Source organism: Thermobifida cellulosilytica TB100 (genome assembly GCF_001517975.1).
In the GTDB taxonomy this organism is placed as follows: domain Bacteria; phylum Actinomycetota; class Actinomycetes; order Streptosporangiales; family Streptosporangiaceae; genus Thermobifida; species Thermobifida cellulosilytica.
The window spans coordinates 356148-374518 of record NZ_KQ950181.1 but is presented as its reverse complement, the minus strand read 5'-3'; the positions used below and the strand labels follow the sequence as shown (position 1 = coordinate 374518).

The following is an 18371-nucleotide window of genomic DNA, read 5'->3' as shown; positions in this document are numbered from 1 at the left end:
GGACTGTAACTACGGGTCTGCGGTTCCTTAGTGCACGCGACCCCTGAAGCCGCAACACAAGCGGCCTCAACCCGGTGGTAGCGCACTGGGTTGAGGCCTTAGCCCCCAACCTGAAGAGAGCAGGTCGAGGACTCATGCCCCAGGCTACTGCCCGCCCCACTCCCCCACCCCGGTGCGTTCCCCGGGTGCGTCCCTACGTGCCGTACCGTGTGCCGGGGGTGGCCCGGTGACCGTCGCGTTCACGTCCTTTCCCGGACTCCCCGACAGTGTGGCCGCCGCCCGCCGGTTCGTCGTCGCGGCGATCCGGCTGTGCCCGCAGGCCAGCGCCCCGGCCGAGGTGGTGGACCGGGCCGAGTTGATCACCTCGGAACTGGCCACCAACGCCCTGCGCCACACCCACTCCGGCGACCCCGGTGAGACGTTCACCGTCCGGGTGCGCGTGGACGCCTGCGGCGTGTGGACCGAGGTGCGCACCCGCGCCCCGCGCCGCTGCAACTCCTTCCCACACGTGGTCGTCCCCGACGACCCGTTCCGCGAGCACGGCCGCGGCCTGTTCCTCGTGGAGCGGCTCGCCACCACCTGGGGCACCCTCGCCCCCTGGGAGGACGGCGTCTACTTCCACCTCACCTGGAACGACGACCCCACCAGCCCTGGCTTCGGGGACGAATGGGCGGTGGGCGAGTGAGGTACCAGCTCGTGCCTCCCGAGGAGTTGCGCGCCGCCCGCGACGCCTTCCCGCACTACGAGATCTGCCAGTTCCACGACCCCGCCGGACTGCCCGAGGTGACAGCGGTGCTCAAACCCTCCTACCGGCACAGCGACCTGGCCGTACTGGTCTGCGCCGCCACCGTCACCGAACTGGCCGAAATCCTCAGCGCCCAGCCGCGACCAGGGCTGCCCCGACGCGACCCCCACCGCCGCTACTGGCGGTACCCGCGTCCCTGACCGCCCAGGCAGCCGGCCGCCCGCGGACAAACACGCGCACGGCCGGCTCCGAGACAGGGGAGGGGCTCTTCTTTCCCCAGCCCTGCCCCACCACCCCCGACAGCATGGACAACGACATCGACCTCGTGACCCTCTATGCCGGACCGCTCGACGGTCTGGCCATCCCCGCAACCGACCTTGCCGCGCTGGTCCAGGACTACGGCACCGAACGTTTCTGCTTCCTCACCCGTCATGGTGTCTCCGGCCTCTACCAGGAGGTCCGCGGCCGGTGGGTCTACGCCACCCCGCGTCTGCTGGAAGGACAGTGAGAGGAAGGGCCCGCACGTTTCTGGCGCTGCGGTCAGAAAAGCCAGCGAATCTGACCGCGGTGCCAAGATCGTTGGCTAGAAGACCAGCCCTTTACGCGGATCGAGCAGCCACTCGCGCCCGCCCGCCTCGGTGGGGAGCACGGTGCCCTCCTCCGTCACCTGCTGGGGGATGAGCACCAGGTCGCGCAGGTGGAACGACTCCCGCCACGCCTCGGGTGGCCGGTTGGCATCGGACAGCCGACCGAACCAGAGCCCCATGCGCACCGGAATCGTGCGAGCTACCAGGTCACGGCAGTCCGCTACGGTGAACCGGCCGTCTTTGCCCGTCCCTTTCTCAGGAAGTTCGACCGTGCAGTCGGGGTCAAGCCAACGCTGCCCCGCCGTGTCGACGTAGTAGCACAGCACCCGCACCGAACCGGCACCGAAGCGGGTCGCAAGCAGGTGCTCGTCCACGTCGAAGTCGAACTGGGTGAGCCCGTGCAGACTAATCTCGACCTCGTCCACATCGGGGATGACCGCGTTGCGGGCCAGGCCGCGCTTGGCCAGCTCGTCCCCCATGCGTTCCAGGTCGGCGTCCAGGTCCTCGGCGAGCGAGTCGTCGTCGTACACGTCGTCCACCAGTGACTGCACGTCCTCGGGAATCCGCACCGGTTCCCCGTCCCGGCGGCGCAGCAGCGCATGCGTGCGCTGGAGCAGCGACAGCGGGTACACCGCCTGCCAGGAACGGGGGAACCGCGGCGGACCGTCGGCCTCGGCGTCCTGCTCGGGAGTGAGCACCACGAGTTCGGGACGCTCGGCCCACGCGGGACGTTCGACGACGTCCAGGTGCTCGTGCCGCCAGCAGCGGCCCGCGCGTTGCAGCAGCAGCGACACCGGCGCGATGTCGCTGACCATCAGGTCCAGGTCGAGGTCGAGAGACTGTTCCACGACCTGTGTGGCCACCAGAACAGCACCGTGCGTCGGCCGTCGCCCGTTCTTCGCACCGTCCTTGCCGAACAGGTCGACGACAGTCTCGGTGATCTCGGTGCGCTGTCGGTTGGGGAAGCGCGCGTGCAACAGGTGCAGCTCTGGGGCGTTGCCGCCCCGCTCCGCGAACCAGTCTGCGAGAAGGTCGTAGACCTCTTGGGCCTCGGCGACCGTGGTGCAGATGACCGCCGCGCAGCCTCCTCCCTCCACCAGCGGGGTCAGCTCTCTGTGCAGTGCCTCCGACCGGTCGGGTCTTCCTTTCTCGACCGGCACCTCGACGAGCCGCACTGCCAGCGGCTTGCGTGGAGTCGTGGCGATAGGAACAGGGGCGACGTCGGCACTGCGGGTCACCTTTCCGGTGCGGGCGTCGGCGTGCAGCCAGCCGGGATAGGAAATCTCGGGGACAGGCTGCGGCTCAGACTTGCTCCAGCGGTATCCTCGGGCACCCTCCAGGTACGCCTTGACCAGCGAGTTTGCGATGCTGTGGTGCAGGGTGGCCGACAACAGCACGACGGGCGTGTCGAGCGCACCCAGCCAGCGCAGCAACTGCTCCAAGAGGATCTGCATGTAGGGGTCGACCGCGTGCGCCTCGTCGACGACGACCACCTTCCCCGCGAGTCCGAACAGGCGCAGTGCATTGTGCTTGGCGCGCAACACTGCCATGAGCGCCTGGTCGATCGTGCCCACCGCCCAAGAGGCGAGCAGGCCCCGTTTGCGGCCCATCAGCCACTCGGTCGCAGCGAACGGGTCGCGGTGGTCGGCACCGTCGGAGAGGACAGTCGACACTCCCGGCACGTCGGCGGGGGCGTAGTCGGAGTTCAGCCACGCCATCGAGTGCAGCAGGGCCAAGGTCGAAGGGCGGGCTGGATCAGCGCCTTCGGTACGGTGCCGCGCGTACTTCTTGAAACGGAAGTGCATCTGGTCGGCGGTAGCCGTTGTGGGCAGCGCCAGGAAGCGGCCGTGCCGTCCGGTCGCCGCGTCGAGCAGGTCCGCCACGTGGTACGCGGCCTCTGTCTTTCCCTCCCCCATGGGGGCAGTGATCAGCACCAGTCCCGGGCCGGTGCACAGCGACGGCAGATGTTCGGCCAGTGAGGCTTGCAAGCCGTTGGGTTCGCTGATGTGGGGAAACGCCTCGGTGAACGTAGCCGGTGGAACCGTGATCGGCCGCAGACCCGCGGCGTCCAACAAGGAGGGGATTCGTCGCTTCGACTCCTCGAAGTGGCTGCGCAGTGCGGACGCAGAACCGTCGGCAGGAAGAGAACCGAGGCGCTCCAGGATGAAGTCTTCCTGGCTGACCAGCCAGTCGGCGAGGATGACCAGTCCGCACACAACCGCGGCAGTCAACCCGTCCAGCTCCTTCGGCGGCCCGGGACGGCCTACCACGTCGAGGACCACGTGCAGCAGGGCGCGGCGCTGCTCCTCCCACTGGGTGGAGGAGAAGCCAAGCTTCGCCAGCGGATTACGACCATGGGAAGCGGGATGTTCGTGGAAACGACCATGGTGGCCGCCGAGCAACTGGGCGACCAGCCACGTGACTTGTCCGTCCGGATAGCCGACCGAGGACAACACGAACGGCAGCCACTGTCCGGTGGCAGCGGCGTGAGACCGTCGTTCGCCGCTGAGTTCCTCTCCGGGATAGTCGGACAGGTCCATATCGAGCTGCTGCTGGAACTCGCGGGTCAGTTTCCCGATGTCGTGCAGCCCTGCCCAGAAAGCGATACAGCGTCCCGCATGCTCTTCGTCCGTCTCCATGGCCATGGCGATCGTCTCCCGCAGCCCGGGAGAGAGGTATTCGTGCCACAGGACGAGTGCTGCGGCAGCAGCATCAAGGGAATGGCAGGCGAGCGGGTACACCTTCCCTCGGAGCCCGCGTTCCTTTGCCCAGAACCGCAGATCAACCAACGGGGTGTCGTACTTCTCGCCCGTGCGGCCGTGCTCGGACACATTCCCTCCCGCCCCTCTGTTGTCCTGGCGTATGCGCAGAACGTAGTGGACGAACCGCCACAGGCGGGGTGTTTTCGAGAAACTGGTTTAGAGTGGGGCTGGGACAGTCTGCCTGCAAGTTAGATAACGCGAAGATAACGCGCCGCAAAGTCGCAGGTCAGCTTCTCCAAGACCCACGCACGTGGGGATGAACCGCTCCACATCATCGACGGGCAACCCGGTGCCGGCCAAGACCCACGCACGTGGGGATGAACCGGACGTCGAGGTGCTGCTCCCCAGGACCGGGGTCCAAGACCCACGCACGTGGGGATGAACCGTCGAGTCCCTGCCGTACTGCCACCGTCCCAACCCAAGACCCACGCACGTGGGGATGAACCGAATCCAGTCCCAGTACCACCGAGTCGACTAACCAAGACCCACGCACGTGGGGATGAACCGCGCGGGTCGCGCGCCCGCCAGGCGATTCCGGACCAAGACCCACGCACGTGGGGATGAACCGCGCCAACGCCGCCGAGCGGGTACGCCGTTCCTCCAAGACCCACGCACGTGGGGATGAACCGGCATCAGTCGAGTTCGCGCCGATCGACACCGACCAAGACCCACGCACGTGGGGATGAACCGCCGCACCTCGGACACATCGACCTCGACCGGCTCCAAGACCCACGCACGTGGGGATGAACCGGTCTGGTGAGGTGCCCGTGGCCTTGACGAAGGCCAAGACCCACGCACGTGGGGATGAACCGCCGGGACTGGCTGGTTGTCGAAATCGGCGCATCCAAGACCCACGCACGTGGGGATGAACCGGCGGGGACAGACGGTTGCGGACGTGCGCCGGGCCAAGACCCACGCACGTGGGGATGAACCGCGCTGCTGACCCCCGCCGAGGTCGCCGCCCTGCCAAGACCCACGCACGTGGGGATGAACCGACGGGGGACGTGCCCGACGGCGCGGTGTGGGTCCAAGACCCACGCACGTGGGGATGAACCGCCGCGCTGCTCGGCACCGACGACTCCGATGAACCAAGACCCACGCACGTGGGGATGAACCGAGGTAGCACGCCACGGCCATCCCGGCCGCGGCCCAAGACCCACGCACGTGGGGATGAACCGGAGGACGCCGCGCCGCCGCCCGGCCGTCCCCCCCAAGACCCACGCACGTGGGGATGAACCGCTGGTCGAATGGCTGGACGGCAACGCCATCGGCCAAGACCCACGCACGTGGGGATGAACCTGCGATCACCTCCCCGCCACGCGTGCCGAGGCCCCAAGACCCACGCACGTGGGGATGAACCGTGCCAGTGCGCCCCGTCCCACGTGATCGTGTACCAAGACCCACGCACGTGGGGATGAACCGCGCGTCGACGAACTGGGTGCTGAGCGTGCTCGCCAAGACCCACGCACGTGGGGATGAACCGCAGGTCGGGGACCCGGTCGCGGACCAGCTCGCCCAAGACCCACGCACGTGGGGATGAACCGAAATGCGCGACGGTCCGGGGCTGGGCTGCCGGCCAAGACCCACGCACGTGGGGATGAACCGACTTTCTCGGCTTTGGCGTCGCTCGCGCCGATCCAAGACCCACGCACGTGGGGATGAACCGGCGGCGTGCCCGTCGAAGACCGCGGCGAACAACCAAGACCCACGCACGTGGGGATGAACCGGGCGGCCGGCGGTCGAGGCGGTCTCCGAGATCCCAAGACCCACGCACGTGGGGATGAACCGGATCACCCCGCCCGGGGGCACGATTTGCACGACCAAGACCCACGCACGTGGGGATGAACCGGCATCACCGATGCTATCCCGGGAGCCGCTGTTCCAAGACCCACGCACGTGGGGATGAACCTTCCCTGGTCAGACCTGTCCCGGACAGGTCCAGCCAAGACCCACGCACGTGGGGATGAACCGCTGAGGTCTTTCTGCTGCATCAGCAGGTAGCCCCAAGACCCACGCACGTGGGGATGAACCGACCTGCCGCGGCAACTCGTTCGAGAACCGCCGCCAAGACCCACGCACGTGGGGATGAACCGATTAGGGATCCGTTCAATGCGCGATTCCCGCTCCAAGACCCACGCACGTGGGGATGAACCGAGCGCGACCGGCCCCGCGGTCGGCGGGCTCGGCCAAGACCCACGCACGTGGGGATGAACCGAGCTTGCGCGTGTACACCGAGCGGCTGGTCACCCAAGACCCACGCACGTGGGGATGAACCGCGTTTCCTGAACCCCTGGGCGAACGCGCCCCCCCAAGACCCACGCACGTGGGGATGAACCGTAGTGGTCCCGGTCGCCCCCAGCGCGCGAGATCCAAGACCCACGCACGTGGGGATGAACCGCGCGGATGCTGCGTCAGCAGATCCTCACCCGGCCAAGACCCACGCACGTGGGGATGAACCGTAGGTGCCGAGTCCGGGGCCGTGGCGCTTCGCCCAAGACCCACGCACGTGGGGATGAACCGTTCGCGCGCGCGTCCGTGTCCAGGTTGGACCACCAAGACCCACGCACGTGGGGATGAACCACCGTGCGGAGCGCTCGGAACGCGGCAAAAACGCCAAGACCCACGCACGTGGGGATGAACCGCGGCTTTTCACGGATAAGGACATTGCGACGCTCCAAGACCCACGCACGTGGGGATGAACCGCTGTTCCCCTGGCTCGCGTTCCTGCTCGGCGCCCAAGACCCACGCACGTGGGGATGAACCGCCCCCCTTGACCAGGGCAGGGGGGCGGGATCCAAGACCCACGCACGTGGGGATGAACCGCACCACCACGATGGCACACCAGCAGCGCCAGGCCAAGACCCACGCACGTGGGGATGAACCGTCGCTTCCCGCGACCGCCAGTACCTACCGGCCCCAAGACCCACGCACGTGGGGATGAACCGGCCCTCATCGACCGCGGCCTGCTGGCGACCGCTTCCCGCGTCGGCCGTAACGGGGTCCGCAAGACCAACATCACCCGGGTCAACCTCTCCAGTCTCGAAGCGCTGCGCCGCGCCGAGAAGTCCTACAGCGACGACGTGATCGCTGAACTGGACTTCAAGACCGACCCGCCGGAAACCCGGTCTGACAAGCCAAAGTGCACCACGTGCACCAGGGGTGACCAGCCAAGGTGCACCACGTGCACCTACCAGGTGAACCAGGTGCCCCCTATCCATTAGAAGAACCATCAGAGTCATCCTCTTCTCCGCGCGCAGGCGTGAAGCCTGCGACGCCCCGTCCTCGACCGTCCTCGGAGAAGGAAGAAGAGGAGGAGGAAGAGAAGAAGACGACCAACAAGAAGAAGCGGGGTGACTCAGAGACACCCCGCACCAAGACACCCGAGGACCGCGCCATCCGCGTCGTCCTCGACCGCCTCGCCGACCACTCCCCCACCGAGGACGAAGCCCGCGCCATCCTCACCCACATCCGCACCCAAGCCACCCAGCGCGGCACCACGATCGCCCGCATCGACAAGTGGATCGACGGCCGCGACCCGGGCGCGCTCGCCGCCGACCTCGCCCACGTCCGCGCCCAAACCAAGGCCAGGCGCCGCCCATCAGAAGGCACCTGCCGCATCCACGGCGACAAACGCCTCCCCTGCATCTACTGCCGCATGTCCGCCCACGCCGGAGACTGGACAGACCTCATCACCGAACTTCAACGCGCCGGCGTCGAAGAACGCCCAGACCTGGACGCGCTCGCGAATACGGAAAGGAACACCTCCTCGCCGCCTAACCTCGGGCACCATGAGAAGGCGGCAGCCCTCCACGGCTGCCGCCCAGCCACAACCCTCGAAACGCTGAGGACGTGGCTGCGGTGGCCGGCTGGTCGGTGGAGGATGTGACCCGCGCAGGGCAACTGAACCCCGCGCGCACGTGAACGGCCCTGCCTATCCTGAAAGCAGCGAACCACCAGGAAGGGCAGGGCCTCACCATGCAGGATAGCCCCGGAGACCGTATCCGAGAACAGCGCATGCTCCGCGGTATGACCCAGGAAGAGCTGGCCGAGACAGCGGGCATGCACCCCAACACCATCCGCAAAATCGAGCAGGGCGGCACGGCGCGCATGGACACCCTGCACCGCATCGCCCGCGTCCTCGGCGTGACCACGGGCAGCCTCATCTCCGGGCAGCCCGCACGCATCCTCCGCCACGGCGACGACGGAAAACTCGACCTCCTCGAAACCCGCCGCGCCATCTCCCCACCCGTCCGCCTGGATGGTCGACCCATCCTCGACGACGACACCGAACCCGACCTGGACGCGCTGCGTGACGCCGCGGTCCGCTTGGACGCCGCCTACCACGGCGACCGGTACACCGATCTGGCGACCATCGTGCCCCGCCTCATCACGAGTGCGCACGCCGCCGTCGCCCACCACCAGCACACCCCCCGCGAAGCGGAGGCGCGGCGGCTGCGGGCGATCGTGTTGCAGATCGGCGCCCGCTACCTCACCCAGGTCCGCGCCTACGACCTTGCGCACATGGCCTTGACAGAGTCTGTTCGGGATGCTGCGGCGTCCGGAGACGAGATGGTCGCCGCCGCGTCGGTGACCGGGCAGGCATGGGTCCTGATCCGCCAGGGACGGCTGGACGATGCGGAGCGGCTATCAGCGTTGACGGCGGCCGAGGTCGAGCCTCGGATGTCGACGGCCACGGATGAGCAGCTCGCCGCGTGGGGGTGGCTGCTGCTGCGCGCGTCGGCGGCGGCGGCCCGGAACAACCGGCCCGGCGAATCGGCTGAGGCTCTGGCGTTGGCGCGCACGGCCGCTGCGAGGCTGGGCCGGGAGGTGTACCACGACATGCGCGGGTGGGGCGCGTTCGGCCCGCTCACGGTGGAGTTGCGGGTGGTTGAGGCGGAGCTGGTCGCTGATCGGCCGGACAGGGTGCTGGCGTTGTCGGAGCGGCTGCCGCAGGTTCGAGGTCGGACGTCGTCGGATTCGTGGCACCGCCACCAGCTCGACGTCGCCGAAGCCTACGCGCGGCTCCGCAGGGACAGCGAGGCGACCCAGGTGCTCACCGAACTCCGCCATGAGGCCCCAGCATGGCTGCGGCACCAGCGGATGGCGCAGGAGACTCTGACGTCGGTCGTCGGCCGCCGCAAACGCGCGTTGACGCGGGAGCAGCGGGCGCTCGTGGAGTTGTTCGGTGCCGCCTGAACTACCACGGAACGTGTCTGTAACCCCGGGTGTCGCGTGTCTACCGTGGGTGTCATGACCGCGACAGACCCCCTGCTGGGTGCGCTGGCCCGCCTCCGCTCGGATTTCCCGCTGTGGGAGATCACCTACGACCCCAACCGCGAAACCTGGCGGCGGTGGCGCGCCTGGCGGCACGCTCCGCTCACCGAGGTCGAGGCCCAGCAGTATCGGCGGCGGGAGATCGTCGCGCCGACCATGGACCGGCTGCTCGCCGACCTGGGGGCGGAGCAGCGCGCCCAGGACGTGTTGCGGGCGGTTTCGCGGCGGTCATAGGGTTCCGCGCACTGTCCCTTCCCCATGCGGGTGCGTGGAGGTTCCGGGGCGTCTGAGGGGAGCCGCGGAACCGAGGCCCCCGCCACCAGCGTGGCGGGGGTTTTCTCGTCTCGACACCCCTCACTGTGGGTTACATGCTGGTAGCTGAAGGAGGAGGCTTATGGCCTGGGGCAGAAAAGACAACAACGACAGTGACGAGCAGCAGGACTGCGGGGCCTGCGGCGGACAAGGCGGCAAATGGGAGACCCATGACGGGCAGACGGTGCTCCCCACGCACGTGGGGATGGTCCGTCCTCGGAGGGGCGCGGCCGCTACGCCCTGGGGTGCTCCCCACGCACGTGGGGATGGTCCGCCGCTTCACCGGTGAACCCTCCAGTCGAGTCCGTGCTCCCCACGCACGTGGGGATGGTCCGAAAACGGCCGGGCAATGGGCGCCCGGCCGAGGTGCTCCCCACGCACGTGGGGATGGTCCGAAAACGGCCGGGCAATGGGCGCCCGGCCGAGGTGCTCCCCACGCACGTGGGGATGGTCCGGTCGTTACCTATCTAGACCGGCGCCAACCGGTGTGCTCCCCACGCACGTGGGGATGGTCCGGTCGTCCCAGCGGATGCCCTTCGCGCCGCCGCGTGCTCCCCACGCACGTGGGGATGGTCCGACACTGCGGAGTCGCATCGGCCGTCTCCTCTCCCTGCTCCCCAACATGTAGGGGTAATTCCGTGTCGTGGTGACGGTTTTCGTCTGCTTCGCTGCCCTCATCAGCCCAGGCTGGAACCCCGACGGCCGATACCGTTCACTATCCCCGGTGGTCGTGGGTCGGTTCCGGGTTCTGGCGGATGTCTGGGCAGCAGGCAAGGCATCAATAGCCAGGCCGAGGTGTGGGCTGCGGTGCGTCTTCCGGCGGCTGGAAACGCGTCCACGGGTTTTCGTGAGTGGAAGGGAACTCCCCGGCGCTGATGGTTCCGGGTCGTTTCGGCTGTCCCTCGCGCGAGGGCTGCTCTCCCGCAGTGTCTCCGGCGGGATTCCTGCCCTTGCTCCTCCCCCACCCGCACGAACCGGATTCGTGCCGGTTTCCGTCCTCTTTCATGCGTGCGTTCCTGTGCGGTGCGCCGACCGGTGTGCGGCGGCCCTCCGCCGGGGTGCGGGGCTGTTGCGGGCCGGTCGTGTTCCGGTGCCGCTGGCGGGTAGAGGCGGGGCAGTCGACTCGGGGAGGTCGTCATGGTGGTGGAACGGACACGGGAGGTCGCGGACGCCACGCGGCGTCCGGCCCGCTTCGCGGCCGGGCTGATGGGTGTGGTGTTCCTCCTCATCGGGATCCTCGGGTTCGTCCCGGGGGTCACCAGCGACTACGCCTCACTGGCCCTGTCGGGGAACTACTCGGAGGCCAGGCTGTTCGGCCTGTTCCAGGTGTCGATCCTGCACAACCTGCTGCACCTGCTGCTCGGTGTCGCCGGGCTGGTGGCGGCGCGGCTGAACGCGTACCTGTCGCGCATGTACCTGCTGGTCGGCGGCCTGGTCTACCTGGCGATGTGGCTGTACGTGGCGCTCATGGACCTGACCACCGTGGAGAAGCTGTTCGGCACTCCCCCGGCCTGGGCGCACTTCGCGTCGTTCGCTCCGGCCGACGACTGGCTGCGCTTCCTGCTGGCGGTGGGCATGCTCTCGCTGTACTTCCTGGTGCGCCCGGGGCGCGGCATCCCGGAGTGACCGGGCCGGCGGCGGCCTGCCGTGGACTGGGCGCCGCCCGACCTGGGGCTCAGGGCAGGGTGAGCACGCGGGGGCCGTCCTCGGTGACGGCGACGGTGTGCTCGATGTGGGCGGCGCGGCTGCCGTCGGCGGTGCGCAGGGTCCAGCCGTCGGGGGCGATGTGGTAGCGGTCGCTGCCGCCCGCCATGAACATGGGTTCGATGGCGATGGTCAGGCCGGGGCGCAGCGGGAAGCCGCGGCCGGGGCGGCCCCGGTTGGGCATGGGGGGATCCTCGTGCATGCGGCGGCCGATGCCGTGGCCGCCGAAGTGGACGGGCATGCCGCAGCGGGCCTTGCGGGCGACGGTGGCGATGGCGTGGGAGATGTCGCCTATGCGGTTGCCCGGCACGGCCGCGGCGATTCCGGCGTCCAGCGCCTCCTGGGTGGCGTCGATGAGGGCGGTGTCGGCGGGGCTGGGCGTGCCGACGGTGAAGCTGACGGCCGCGTCGCCGGTCCAGCCGTCGAGTTCGGCGCCGCAGTCGACGCTGACCAGGTCGCCGTCGCGCAGCCGGTAGTCGGTGGGGATGCCGTGCACGACGGCGTCGTTGACCGAGGTGCAGATCACTGCGGGGAACGGGGTGGGGGCGAAGTGCGGCCGGTAGCCGAGGAAGGGCGAGCGCGCCCCGGCCTCGTCCAGGACGGCGCGGGCCACCTCGTCGAGTTCCTTCAGTGACACGCCGACGTCGGCGGCCTCCCGGACGGCGGCGAGGGCGCGGGCCACGCCCCGTCCGGCCTCCCGCATCGCCGCCAGTGCCGACTCGCTCTTGAGCTCCACCATCTCCTGGTCCTCCCGCGGCATCCACTGGAACCAATTCTTATACCGGTATTAATATACGGGTCATGGTGAGAACGCCTCTCAGCCCGGAGGAGCGGCGGCGCGGTGAGCGGTTCGGTGCGCTGCTGCGCCGGGCCCGCGGTGAGCGCAGCATGGTGGAGGTGGCCGCGGCGGCGGGCGTCTCCGCGGAGACGCTCCGCAAGATCGAGACGGGGCGCGCCCCCACTCCGTCCTTCTTCACGGTGGCGGCGCTGGCCGCGGCGCTGGGGGTGTCGCTGGACGCGCTGGCCGCGGCGTGCGCGGAGCCGGAGGGGGACGACCAGGCGCTGTCGGCCTGATCCGGGTGGGGTGTGGCTGTGCGAAGCCGCCGTGTCCCGATCGCCTCGCCGGACCGTCCGCCCTCCGGGTAACGACATCGCGGTAAACAGGGTAGGTGTCCGACCGGAATCGGGACGCCGACCGTCCCCGCCGATCCGCGGTGTTGCCCAGCTACTCCCCCGAGCTGCGCGAACACGGTGTTCTGCGAGGTCGTGCGGCGGTTGCGCCCCCGACGGCCGCGGAAGCGGAACTCGCTGCGGGAACCGGGCGTTGCCCGGACGTCATGGCGCCGCGGCCTCGCTCCCGGCCAGGTCCGGGCGGGCTGGCGCGCGTGTTTCCTACCGGCGAGAAGGACGTCATGGTCTTCAAGCGTTTGCTCATGGCTTTCGGGGTGGGCGGTCCCAGCCTCGACACGGTCCTGCGTTCCCCGCACACCCGTCCCGGCGAGTTCCTGGAGGGGGTGGTCGAGCTCTCCGGCGGCGACCACGAGGTGTTCATCGAGGAGATCGCCGTGTGCCTGGCGTCGGCCGTGGAGGTGGAGGCCGGCGACGTGGAGGGGACCGCCGGTGTCGAGTTCGCCCGTTTCCCGGTGACCGGCGCGTTCCGGCTGGGCGCCGGGGAGCGCCACTCGATCCCGTTCCGCTACCCGGTGCCCTTGCAGGCGCCGATCACCGCCGCGCGCGGCGGCCCGCTTCCGGGGACCGGGGTGGGGCTGCGCACCGACGTGGTCATCGACCACGCCCCCGACAAGGGCGATCTGGACCCCGTGCTCATCCACCCGCTGCCCGTGCAGGACCGGATCCTGGAGGCGTTCGCGCGGCTCGGTTTCGCGCTCAAGCACACCGACCTGGAGCACGGGCACCTGGCGGGCACCGCGCAGCAGTTCCCGTTCTTCCAGGAGATCGAGTTCCACCCCTCGCCCCGCTACGCGCACGAGATCAACGAGGTCGAGGTCAGCTTCGTCGCCGACCACGAGGGCGTGGACGTGATCATCGAGTTCGACCGGCGCGGCGGGCTGTTCACCGAGGGCCAGGACCTGTACGGCCGGTTCCGGGCGGCGCACGCCGACGTCGACCGGGTGGACTGGGCCGCGCAGGTCGACGGGTGGATCGCGCAGGCCCTGGAGCGGCACCGCGGCCTCTTCGGCGGGTACGGCCACCACGGGTACCACGGGGGGCACGGCCACCACGGCGGGGGCGGTCTGGGCGAGACCGTCCTGGGGATCGCGGGCGGGCTGGCCGCCGGCTTCGTCGCGGGCGAGATCATCGACGAGATCGGCGACATGCTCGAAGGGGACGACGACTAGCCGCCGGTCCGGGGTCAGCGCCGGATGGCGACCGGTACACCGGAGGTCCGCTCCAGGGGCGCCAGCCGGTGCGCCCGGTCGTGCAGCCGGTGGTGCGGCGGGACGTGCCGGTCGCGGCTGCCGAGGCCGCGGTTCGTCCCGCCCGGACCTGCTGTTCTCCGTTCCGCCGCACCGGCCGGTAAATCGGGTGACACCGGCCGGGGGCCGGTCTAGCATCGGCGGGGCGAGGCGGTTCCGCCGCGCCCCTGCCGTCCGCTCCGGTGAAAGGTGCTTCCCGTGGCCGACACCCTCCAGCTTCTCGGTGACGTCCCCGTCTTCGTGTGCACCGCCGACGGCGAACCGGTGCGGGGCGAGCGCGAGGCCACCGACCTGGTCGGCAACGCCCTGTACCAGGGCGCCGCCTGGGTCGCCCTCCCGGTGGAACGGCTCACCGACGACTTCTTCCGGCTGCGCAGCCGCGTCGCCGGGGGCATCGTGCAGAAGTTCGTCAACTACCGCATCGGCCTGGCGGTGCTCGGCGACGTCTCCCACCACGTCGCGCAGAGCAGCGCGCTGCGCGACTTCGTCCGCGAGAGCAACCGGGGCGGACAGTTGTGGTTCCTCTCCGACCTGGAAGAACTGCGGTCCCGCCTGGCCGGGGAGCGCTGAGCCACCGCGCGGCGGAAAAATCGGTGGCCCCGGAGCGGCCGCCGGTGGCATTCTCCTGGGGTGCCGGTATCCCGTGTTGACCTGCTGCTGCGCCAACTCGACACTGCCTGGGCGCTGTTGGATACCACCTGGACGGCCTCGACGACGAGGTGTGCCTGTGGCGGCCCGCGCCGCACTGCTGGACGGTGCGCCCCGACGCGCACGGCAGGTGGCGGGCCGACTGGCAGGTTCCCGAACCCGATCCGGTGCCCGCCGTGACCATCGGCTGGTTGACCTGGCACATCGGTTTCTGGTGGACGACCGTGCTGGGCCACTGCTTCGGCTCGGGCGCCCCGGAGCGGGAGGAGACCGGGTGGTCGGGCAGTGCCGCCGCCGCGGCCGACTGGCTGCGCGGGCTGCGGGAGCAGTGGTGTTCCTGCCTGTCCGGTCTCACCGACGCGGATCTGGACTCCACGGAGCGGACCGCGGCCCTGCCCTGGGGCGGGGGGCAGACCCTGGCCGACGTCGCCGGCTGGGTCAACGTCGAACTGACCAAGAACGTCGCGGAGATCGGCCTGCTCCGCAACCTGCACGGTGCCCGCGGATGAACGGCGCGTCCGCCGCCGCAGGGCGGGACCGGGGCCCCGGCGGGCTCCGGGTGGAGGCCCGGTCCGGAGGCCCCGGCGGTGCTGCCTGCTCACCAGTGCACGATCGGGTACCAGCCGAATCCGAACATCGACGGCACCCGCAGGGTCCAGTACAGGACGGTGAAGGCGCCCACGGTGATGAAGGAGACTGCGGTGAGGGTGGCGACGCGTTCCGGTTGCGCGGTCAGCCAGGCGACGAAGCGGCCGCGGGTGCCGTACACCAGGGCGAGGAACAGCACGACCACGACGGTGATGTTGCCGAGCGATTGCAAGACGAAGACCCCGGCGCCGTAGAGCGGGTTTCCGGTCTCGACCGCGTACTCGAACATCGCCCGGAACAGGGGGAAGGGGCGGCCGACGAGGAAGCCTCCGACCAGGGCGCCGATGGCCACCAGCCGCGCGTTGGGGAACCGGGGCGCCAGGGCGTGGAAGGGGTCGGGGACCAGGCGCAGTGCGGCCAGTCCGAGGTAGCTGAAGGCCAGGCCGATCAGTCCGAAGGTGATCGAGGCCTGCACCAGCCGCACCGGGACCCCCGAGGCGAGGGTCGCCTCGGACAACTGGGGCAGCCGGTCGCCGAGGAGTACGCCGATCACGCCGTAGACGGCGGAGACGGCCACCGTGCCGAGGGCGAGCCAGCCGACGGGGCGCAGGGAGGCGGCGACTCCGGGGCGCGGGGCCAGGTGTCCCCTGCCGTCGGCGAGGCCCGCGGTGTGGGCCATGGGCGCGATCGCGCCGAACACCGCGATGTTGCAGGCGGTGAACGTTCCGGCGAGCCCGGTGACGAAGGCGAAGGCCGTGCCTGCCAGGAGTCCGCTGATCGGTGTCTCCTTGGCGTCGTAGCCGAGCAGGGTGTTGGCGACGTTGTCGCCGATGACGCTGTCGACGAACTCGAAGGACCACAGCGACGTGAGCAGCGCGCCGGCGAGGGCGCTGAGTGCGGCTATGAGCCACCGCCGCCGCGGCAGGCCGGGCGCGGCGGCGGGGACGGGCGTGGTCTCGGATCCTGTCTGGGTCATGGTGGTGCCTCTCCTTTGGGTCGGGGTGTTCCTGGTCGGGGGTCGGGTCAGGCCGGGAGCCCGCTGGGCCGCTCCGACGGGTGCTGTCCGGAGGCGGTGAGGAGGCGGCGGACGGCCGCGACGACCGCGGCGGTGTCGGACAGGTCGGCGAGGACCAGGTCGGCGCCGGCCGCCTTCAGCGCTTCCCGGTCGGTCCTGCCGGTGGTGACGCCCAGGACGGCGGCGGCTCCGTCGCCGCCCGCGGCGGCGTCCGTGCGGGCGTCGCCGATCAGCACGGTGGTGCGGCGGGAGAAGGAGCCGAGGCCGAGGCGTGCGGCGTTGCGCTGTACGTGCCGGACGAGCTGCGTCTTGGTGGCGCCGTCCTCGGCGCAGCCGCTGAGCCGCCAGTCGACGAGGTGGTCGAGTCCGAAGGCGCGGAGTTTGGCCCGGGCCACCTCCCGCAGGTTTCCGGTGGCCACGCCGACCGCTCCGGTCAGGCGGGCCACCGCTTCCATGGCTTCGGGGGCTCCGGGGAGCACCCTTCCCGCCGCGCGCATGCCCGCGGGGTCGCGGGTGAGCAGGCGGCGCAGCAGCGCGGTCGCGTCGGGGAGCAGCCGGTCGAGGTCGGTACCGGTGACCCCGTTGGCCCGCAGCAGTTCGCGGAGGGTGGCGTGTTCGCTCCGTCCGGCTCCGGAGGGGGGGAGGGCTGCCGCGTCACGCCCGGTCAGCCGTTTCACGACTGTCCGATAGGCGTGCCGGTCGTAGTCGGTGGTGCTGACGAGCGTGTTGTCGATATCCCACAGGACCAAACCGGGGGAAGAAATCGTCCAAATATGGACTTCTTCGACACTTTTAACCATAATTTCCCAGAAAATTAACAAGATCCGGCTGCCGGACTGCCGGACCAATGGGGTGAGAGGATTCTGTGCGTCTGCTTCTGATCGACGATGCACCTCTGTACGCGGAGCCCCTGGCCCGACGCTTGAGAGGAGACTCCCGAGTAACCGACGTCATGCTCACCTCCACCCGGGAGGTGGGCAGGGTAGTTGAAAAAGAAAAATTTGACGTGGCACTGATCAATGCTCTGTTGAAGGACAGTGCCAAAATCATCAGGAGCCTCGCGGAGCACCCCTTTCCCACCATCGCGCTGGGGGTGGAGGAGGACCCCGCCGAGATCATCCCGCTCGCGGAGGCCGGAGCCTCCGGCTACTTCCCCATCACCGGGGAGTTCGACCAGCTTCTCAACAGCGCCTACGCCGCGGTCCGCGGAGAACTGGTCTGCACGCCGCAGATCGCGTTCACGCTGTGGCAGCACATCCGGACGCTGTCGGAGCGGATCCCGCGGTGCACCCCGCCGGTGCGGCTCACCCCACGCGAGTGCGAGGTGCTCACCCTGATCGCCGAGGGGGCGTCCAACCAGGAAATCGCGCGCACCCTGGTCATCGAGGTGCGCACCGTCAAAAACCACGTCCACAACATCCTGCGCAAGCTCGGCGTGAAACGCAGGGCGGAAGCCGCGGAGCGTGCCCGGGAGCTGCTGGGCTGGCCGCTTCCGCACACGCCGCACCGAAGGCGCTGAACCGGTTCGGACCTCCGTTCCCGATCGCCCTTCCGTCCCACTCCCCCGCCGGGGCACGGTACAATTTTCTTCTTCCGGGGAAGAACGGTTCCTCCCGTTACCCGCCCCCGTTTCTCTCTCCTCTTTTCCGAAAAGTGCCCCGGCCCCAGGGTCCTGGAATTCGATCACGGCGCCTCCAGGACGTCCAGCACGAATTCCACGTCGTCGTGGTGGGCCAGACGGGCGAGCCCGGCCTTCTCGACCACCGCCTGGTGGGTGTTGAAGCCGTCCCAGCGCTCCGCGCTGGCCGACCGGTGGTGCACGCACACCAGGTGGCCGCCCGGCCGGAGGCGGTCGACCACGCCCTCGACGACCCGTTCCAGGTCGGGCAGGGCGAAGTAGTAGAGGAACTCCGAGAGGACGACCAGGTCGAACGTCTGGTCGGGCAGGTCGTCGGGGAGCGCCGCACGCTCCACCCGGACGTGCGGCAGGTGCGCGGTCCGCGCCGCGGCGGTGGCGACCGCCGCGGCGGTGGCGTCCACCGCCAGCAGCCGGTCGCAGCGCTCGGCCAACCGCAGCGTCAGCTCTCCGATGGAGCAGGCCGGCTCGTAGCAGGACGCGTAGCGGGGCCGGGGCAGGCTGGCCAGCGTCAGCGCGTACTTGCGCTGTTCGTACCAGCGCTCGGCCAGCCGCCACGGGTCGGCGGAGGCGGCGTAGCGCTCCTCGAAGTACTCGGGGGGAATGCTCCTGCGGTGCGGTTGCGCGTCCCCCGCCCTGCGGCTCTCCCAGGGGGCCCGCAT

The 18371-nt window shown here is 69.7% G+C and carries 17 protein-coding genes and 2 CRISPR repeat arrays; of the genes, 12 read left to right on the top strand and 5 right to left on the bottom strand.

The features are described 5' to 3' along the window. Positions 1-226: 226 nt before the first annotated feature. The 3 genes from AC529_RS07940 to AC529_RS07930 all read left to right on the top strand — a co-directional run bounded on the left by AC529_RS07940 (position 227) and on the right by AC529_RS07930 (position 1253). A complete protein-coding gene (locus AC529_RS07940) occupies positions 227-685 on the top strand; it encodes an ATP-binding protein (RefSeq protein WP_068755165.1) in 459 nt (152 codons plus the stop codon). Next, positions 682-945: a hypothetical protein gene (locus AC529_RS07935; protein ID WP_068755163.1), complete on the top strand. Its 264-nt coding sequence runs from the start codon at positions 682-684 to the stop codon at positions 943-945. The genes AC529_RS07940 and AC529_RS07935 overlap by 4 nt, the downstream gene beginning before the upstream one ends. A gap of 104 nt (positions 946-1049) precedes the next feature. Next, entirely contained in the window at positions 1050-1253 is a 204-nt protein-coding gene (locus AC529_RS07930; RefSeq protein ID WP_068755161.1) for a hypothetical protein, read from the top strand. A gap of 75 nt (positions 1254-1328) precedes the next feature. Here the strand turns inward: AC529_RS07930 and AC529_RS07925 are convergent, their stop codons facing one another. Then, positions 1329-4163: a CRISPR-associated helicase/endonuclease Cas3 gene (locus AC529_RS07925; protein ID WP_083948036.1), complete on the bottom strand. Its 2835-nt coding sequence runs from the start codon at positions 4161-4163 to the stop codon at positions 1329-1331. Positions 4164-4329: 166 nt separating this feature from the next. Further along, positions 4330-7039: a CRISPR direct-repeat array (repeat unit 29 nt; unit sequence CCAAGACCCACGCACGTGGGGATGAACCG). A 314-nt stretch (positions 7040-7353) separates the two neighbouring features. Between AC529_RS07925 and AC529_RS07920 the strand changes: the two genes are divergently transcribed. From AC529_RS07920 to AC529_RS07905, 4 genes are all read left to right on the top strand, one after another. Beyond that, on the top strand, positions 7354-7980 hold the full coding sequence (locus tag AC529_RS07920; protein WP_068755159.1) for a hypothetical protein: 627 nt from the start codon (positions 7354-7356) through the stop codon (positions 7978-7980). Between the two features lie 89 nt (positions 7981-8069). Continuing rightward, the gene (locus AC529_RS07915; protein WP_068755157.1) at positions 8070-9290 is read left to right on the top strand and encodes a helix-turn-helix domain-containing protein; all 1221 of its coding nucleotides are present in this window, start codon (positions 8070-8072) and stop codon (positions 9288-9290) included. Between the two features lie 54 nt (positions 9291-9344). After that, complete coding sequence (locus tag AC529_RS07910) at positions 9345-9602, top strand: hypothetical protein (RefSeq protein ID WP_157080113.1); 258 nt, start codon at positions 9345-9347, stop codon at positions 9600-9602. A gap of 262 nt (positions 9603-9864) precedes the next feature. Further along, positions 9865-10257: direct repeats of the CRISPR family, unit length 29 nt; unit sequence GTGCTCCCCACGCACGTGGGGATGGTCCG. A 560-nt stretch (positions 10258-10817) separates the two neighbouring features. After that, positions 10818-11306, top strand: coding sequence for a DUF4383 domain-containing protein (locus tag AC529_RS07905; RefSeq protein WP_068755153.1), 489 nt, complete (start codon positions 10818-10820; stop codon positions 11304-11306). 49 nt (positions 11307-11355) lie between these two features. Here AC529_RS07905 and map read toward each other — a convergent pair whose 3' ends face one another. Next, positions 11356-12123: a type I methionyl aminopeptidase gene (map, locus tag AC529_RS07900; RefSeq protein WP_068755916.1), complete on the bottom strand. Its 768-nt coding sequence runs from the start codon at positions 12121-12123 to the stop codon at positions 11356-11358. Between the two features lie 62 nt (positions 12124-12185). On the opposite strand from map, the gene AC529_RS07895 reads away from it, so the two are divergent. The 4 genes from AC529_RS07895 to AC529_RS07880 all read left to right on the top strand — a co-directional run bounded on the left by AC529_RS07895 (position 12186) and on the right by AC529_RS07880 (position 14979). Next, positions 12186-12458, top strand: coding sequence for a helix-turn-helix domain-containing protein (locus AC529_RS07895; protein ID WP_068755151.1), 273 nt, complete (start codon positions 12186-12188; stop codon positions 12456-12458). Positions 12459-12796: 338 nt separating this feature from the next. Continuing rightward, positions 12797-13744, top strand: coding sequence for a sporulation protein (locus AC529_RS07890; RefSeq protein ID WP_068755149.1), 948 nt, complete (start codon positions 12797-12799; stop codon positions 13742-13744). 276 nt (positions 13745-14020) lie between these two features. Continuing rightward, complete coding sequence (locus tag AC529_RS07885; RefSeq protein WP_068755146.1) at positions 14021-14392, top strand: DUF4180 domain-containing protein; 372 nt, start codon at positions 14021-14023, stop codon at positions 14390-14392. Between the two features lie 149 nt (positions 14393-14541). Beyond that, positions 14542-14979: a DinB family protein gene (locus tag AC529_RS07880; protein WP_332307045.1), complete on the top strand. Its 438-nt coding sequence runs from the start codon at positions 14542-14544 to the stop codon at positions 14977-14979. Between the two features lie 89 nt (positions 14980-15068). Here AC529_RS07880 and AC529_RS07875 read toward each other — a convergent pair whose 3' ends face one another. Next, positions 15069-16034 carry a hypothetical protein gene (locus tag AC529_RS07875; protein ID WP_068755145.1) on the bottom strand — a complete coding sequence of 322 codons (966 nt, stop codon included), beginning with the start codon at positions 16032-16034 and terminating at the stop codon, positions 15069-15071. A 47-nt stretch (positions 16035-16081) separates the two neighbouring features. Then, positions 16082-16822 (bottom strand): HAD family hydrolase, encoded by a 741-nt coding sequence (locus AC529_RS07870; protein ID WP_068755142.1) that lies wholly within the window; start codon positions 16820-16822, stop codon positions 16082-16084. A 203-nt stretch (positions 16823-17025) separates the two neighbouring features. On the opposite strand from AC529_RS07870, the gene AC529_RS07865 reads away from it, so the two are divergent. Next, positions 17026-17592: a response regulator transcription factor gene (locus tag AC529_RS07865; protein ID WP_083948034.1), complete on the top strand. Its 567-nt coding sequence runs from the start codon at positions 17026-17028 to the stop codon at positions 17590-17592. Between the two features lie 164 nt (positions 17593-17756). Here the strand turns inward: AC529_RS07865 and AC529_RS07860 are convergent, their stop codons facing one another. Next, a complete protein-coding gene (locus AC529_RS07860; RefSeq protein ID WP_068755914.1) occupies positions 17757-18371 on the bottom strand; it encodes an SAM-dependent methyltransferase in 615 nt (204 codons plus the stop codon).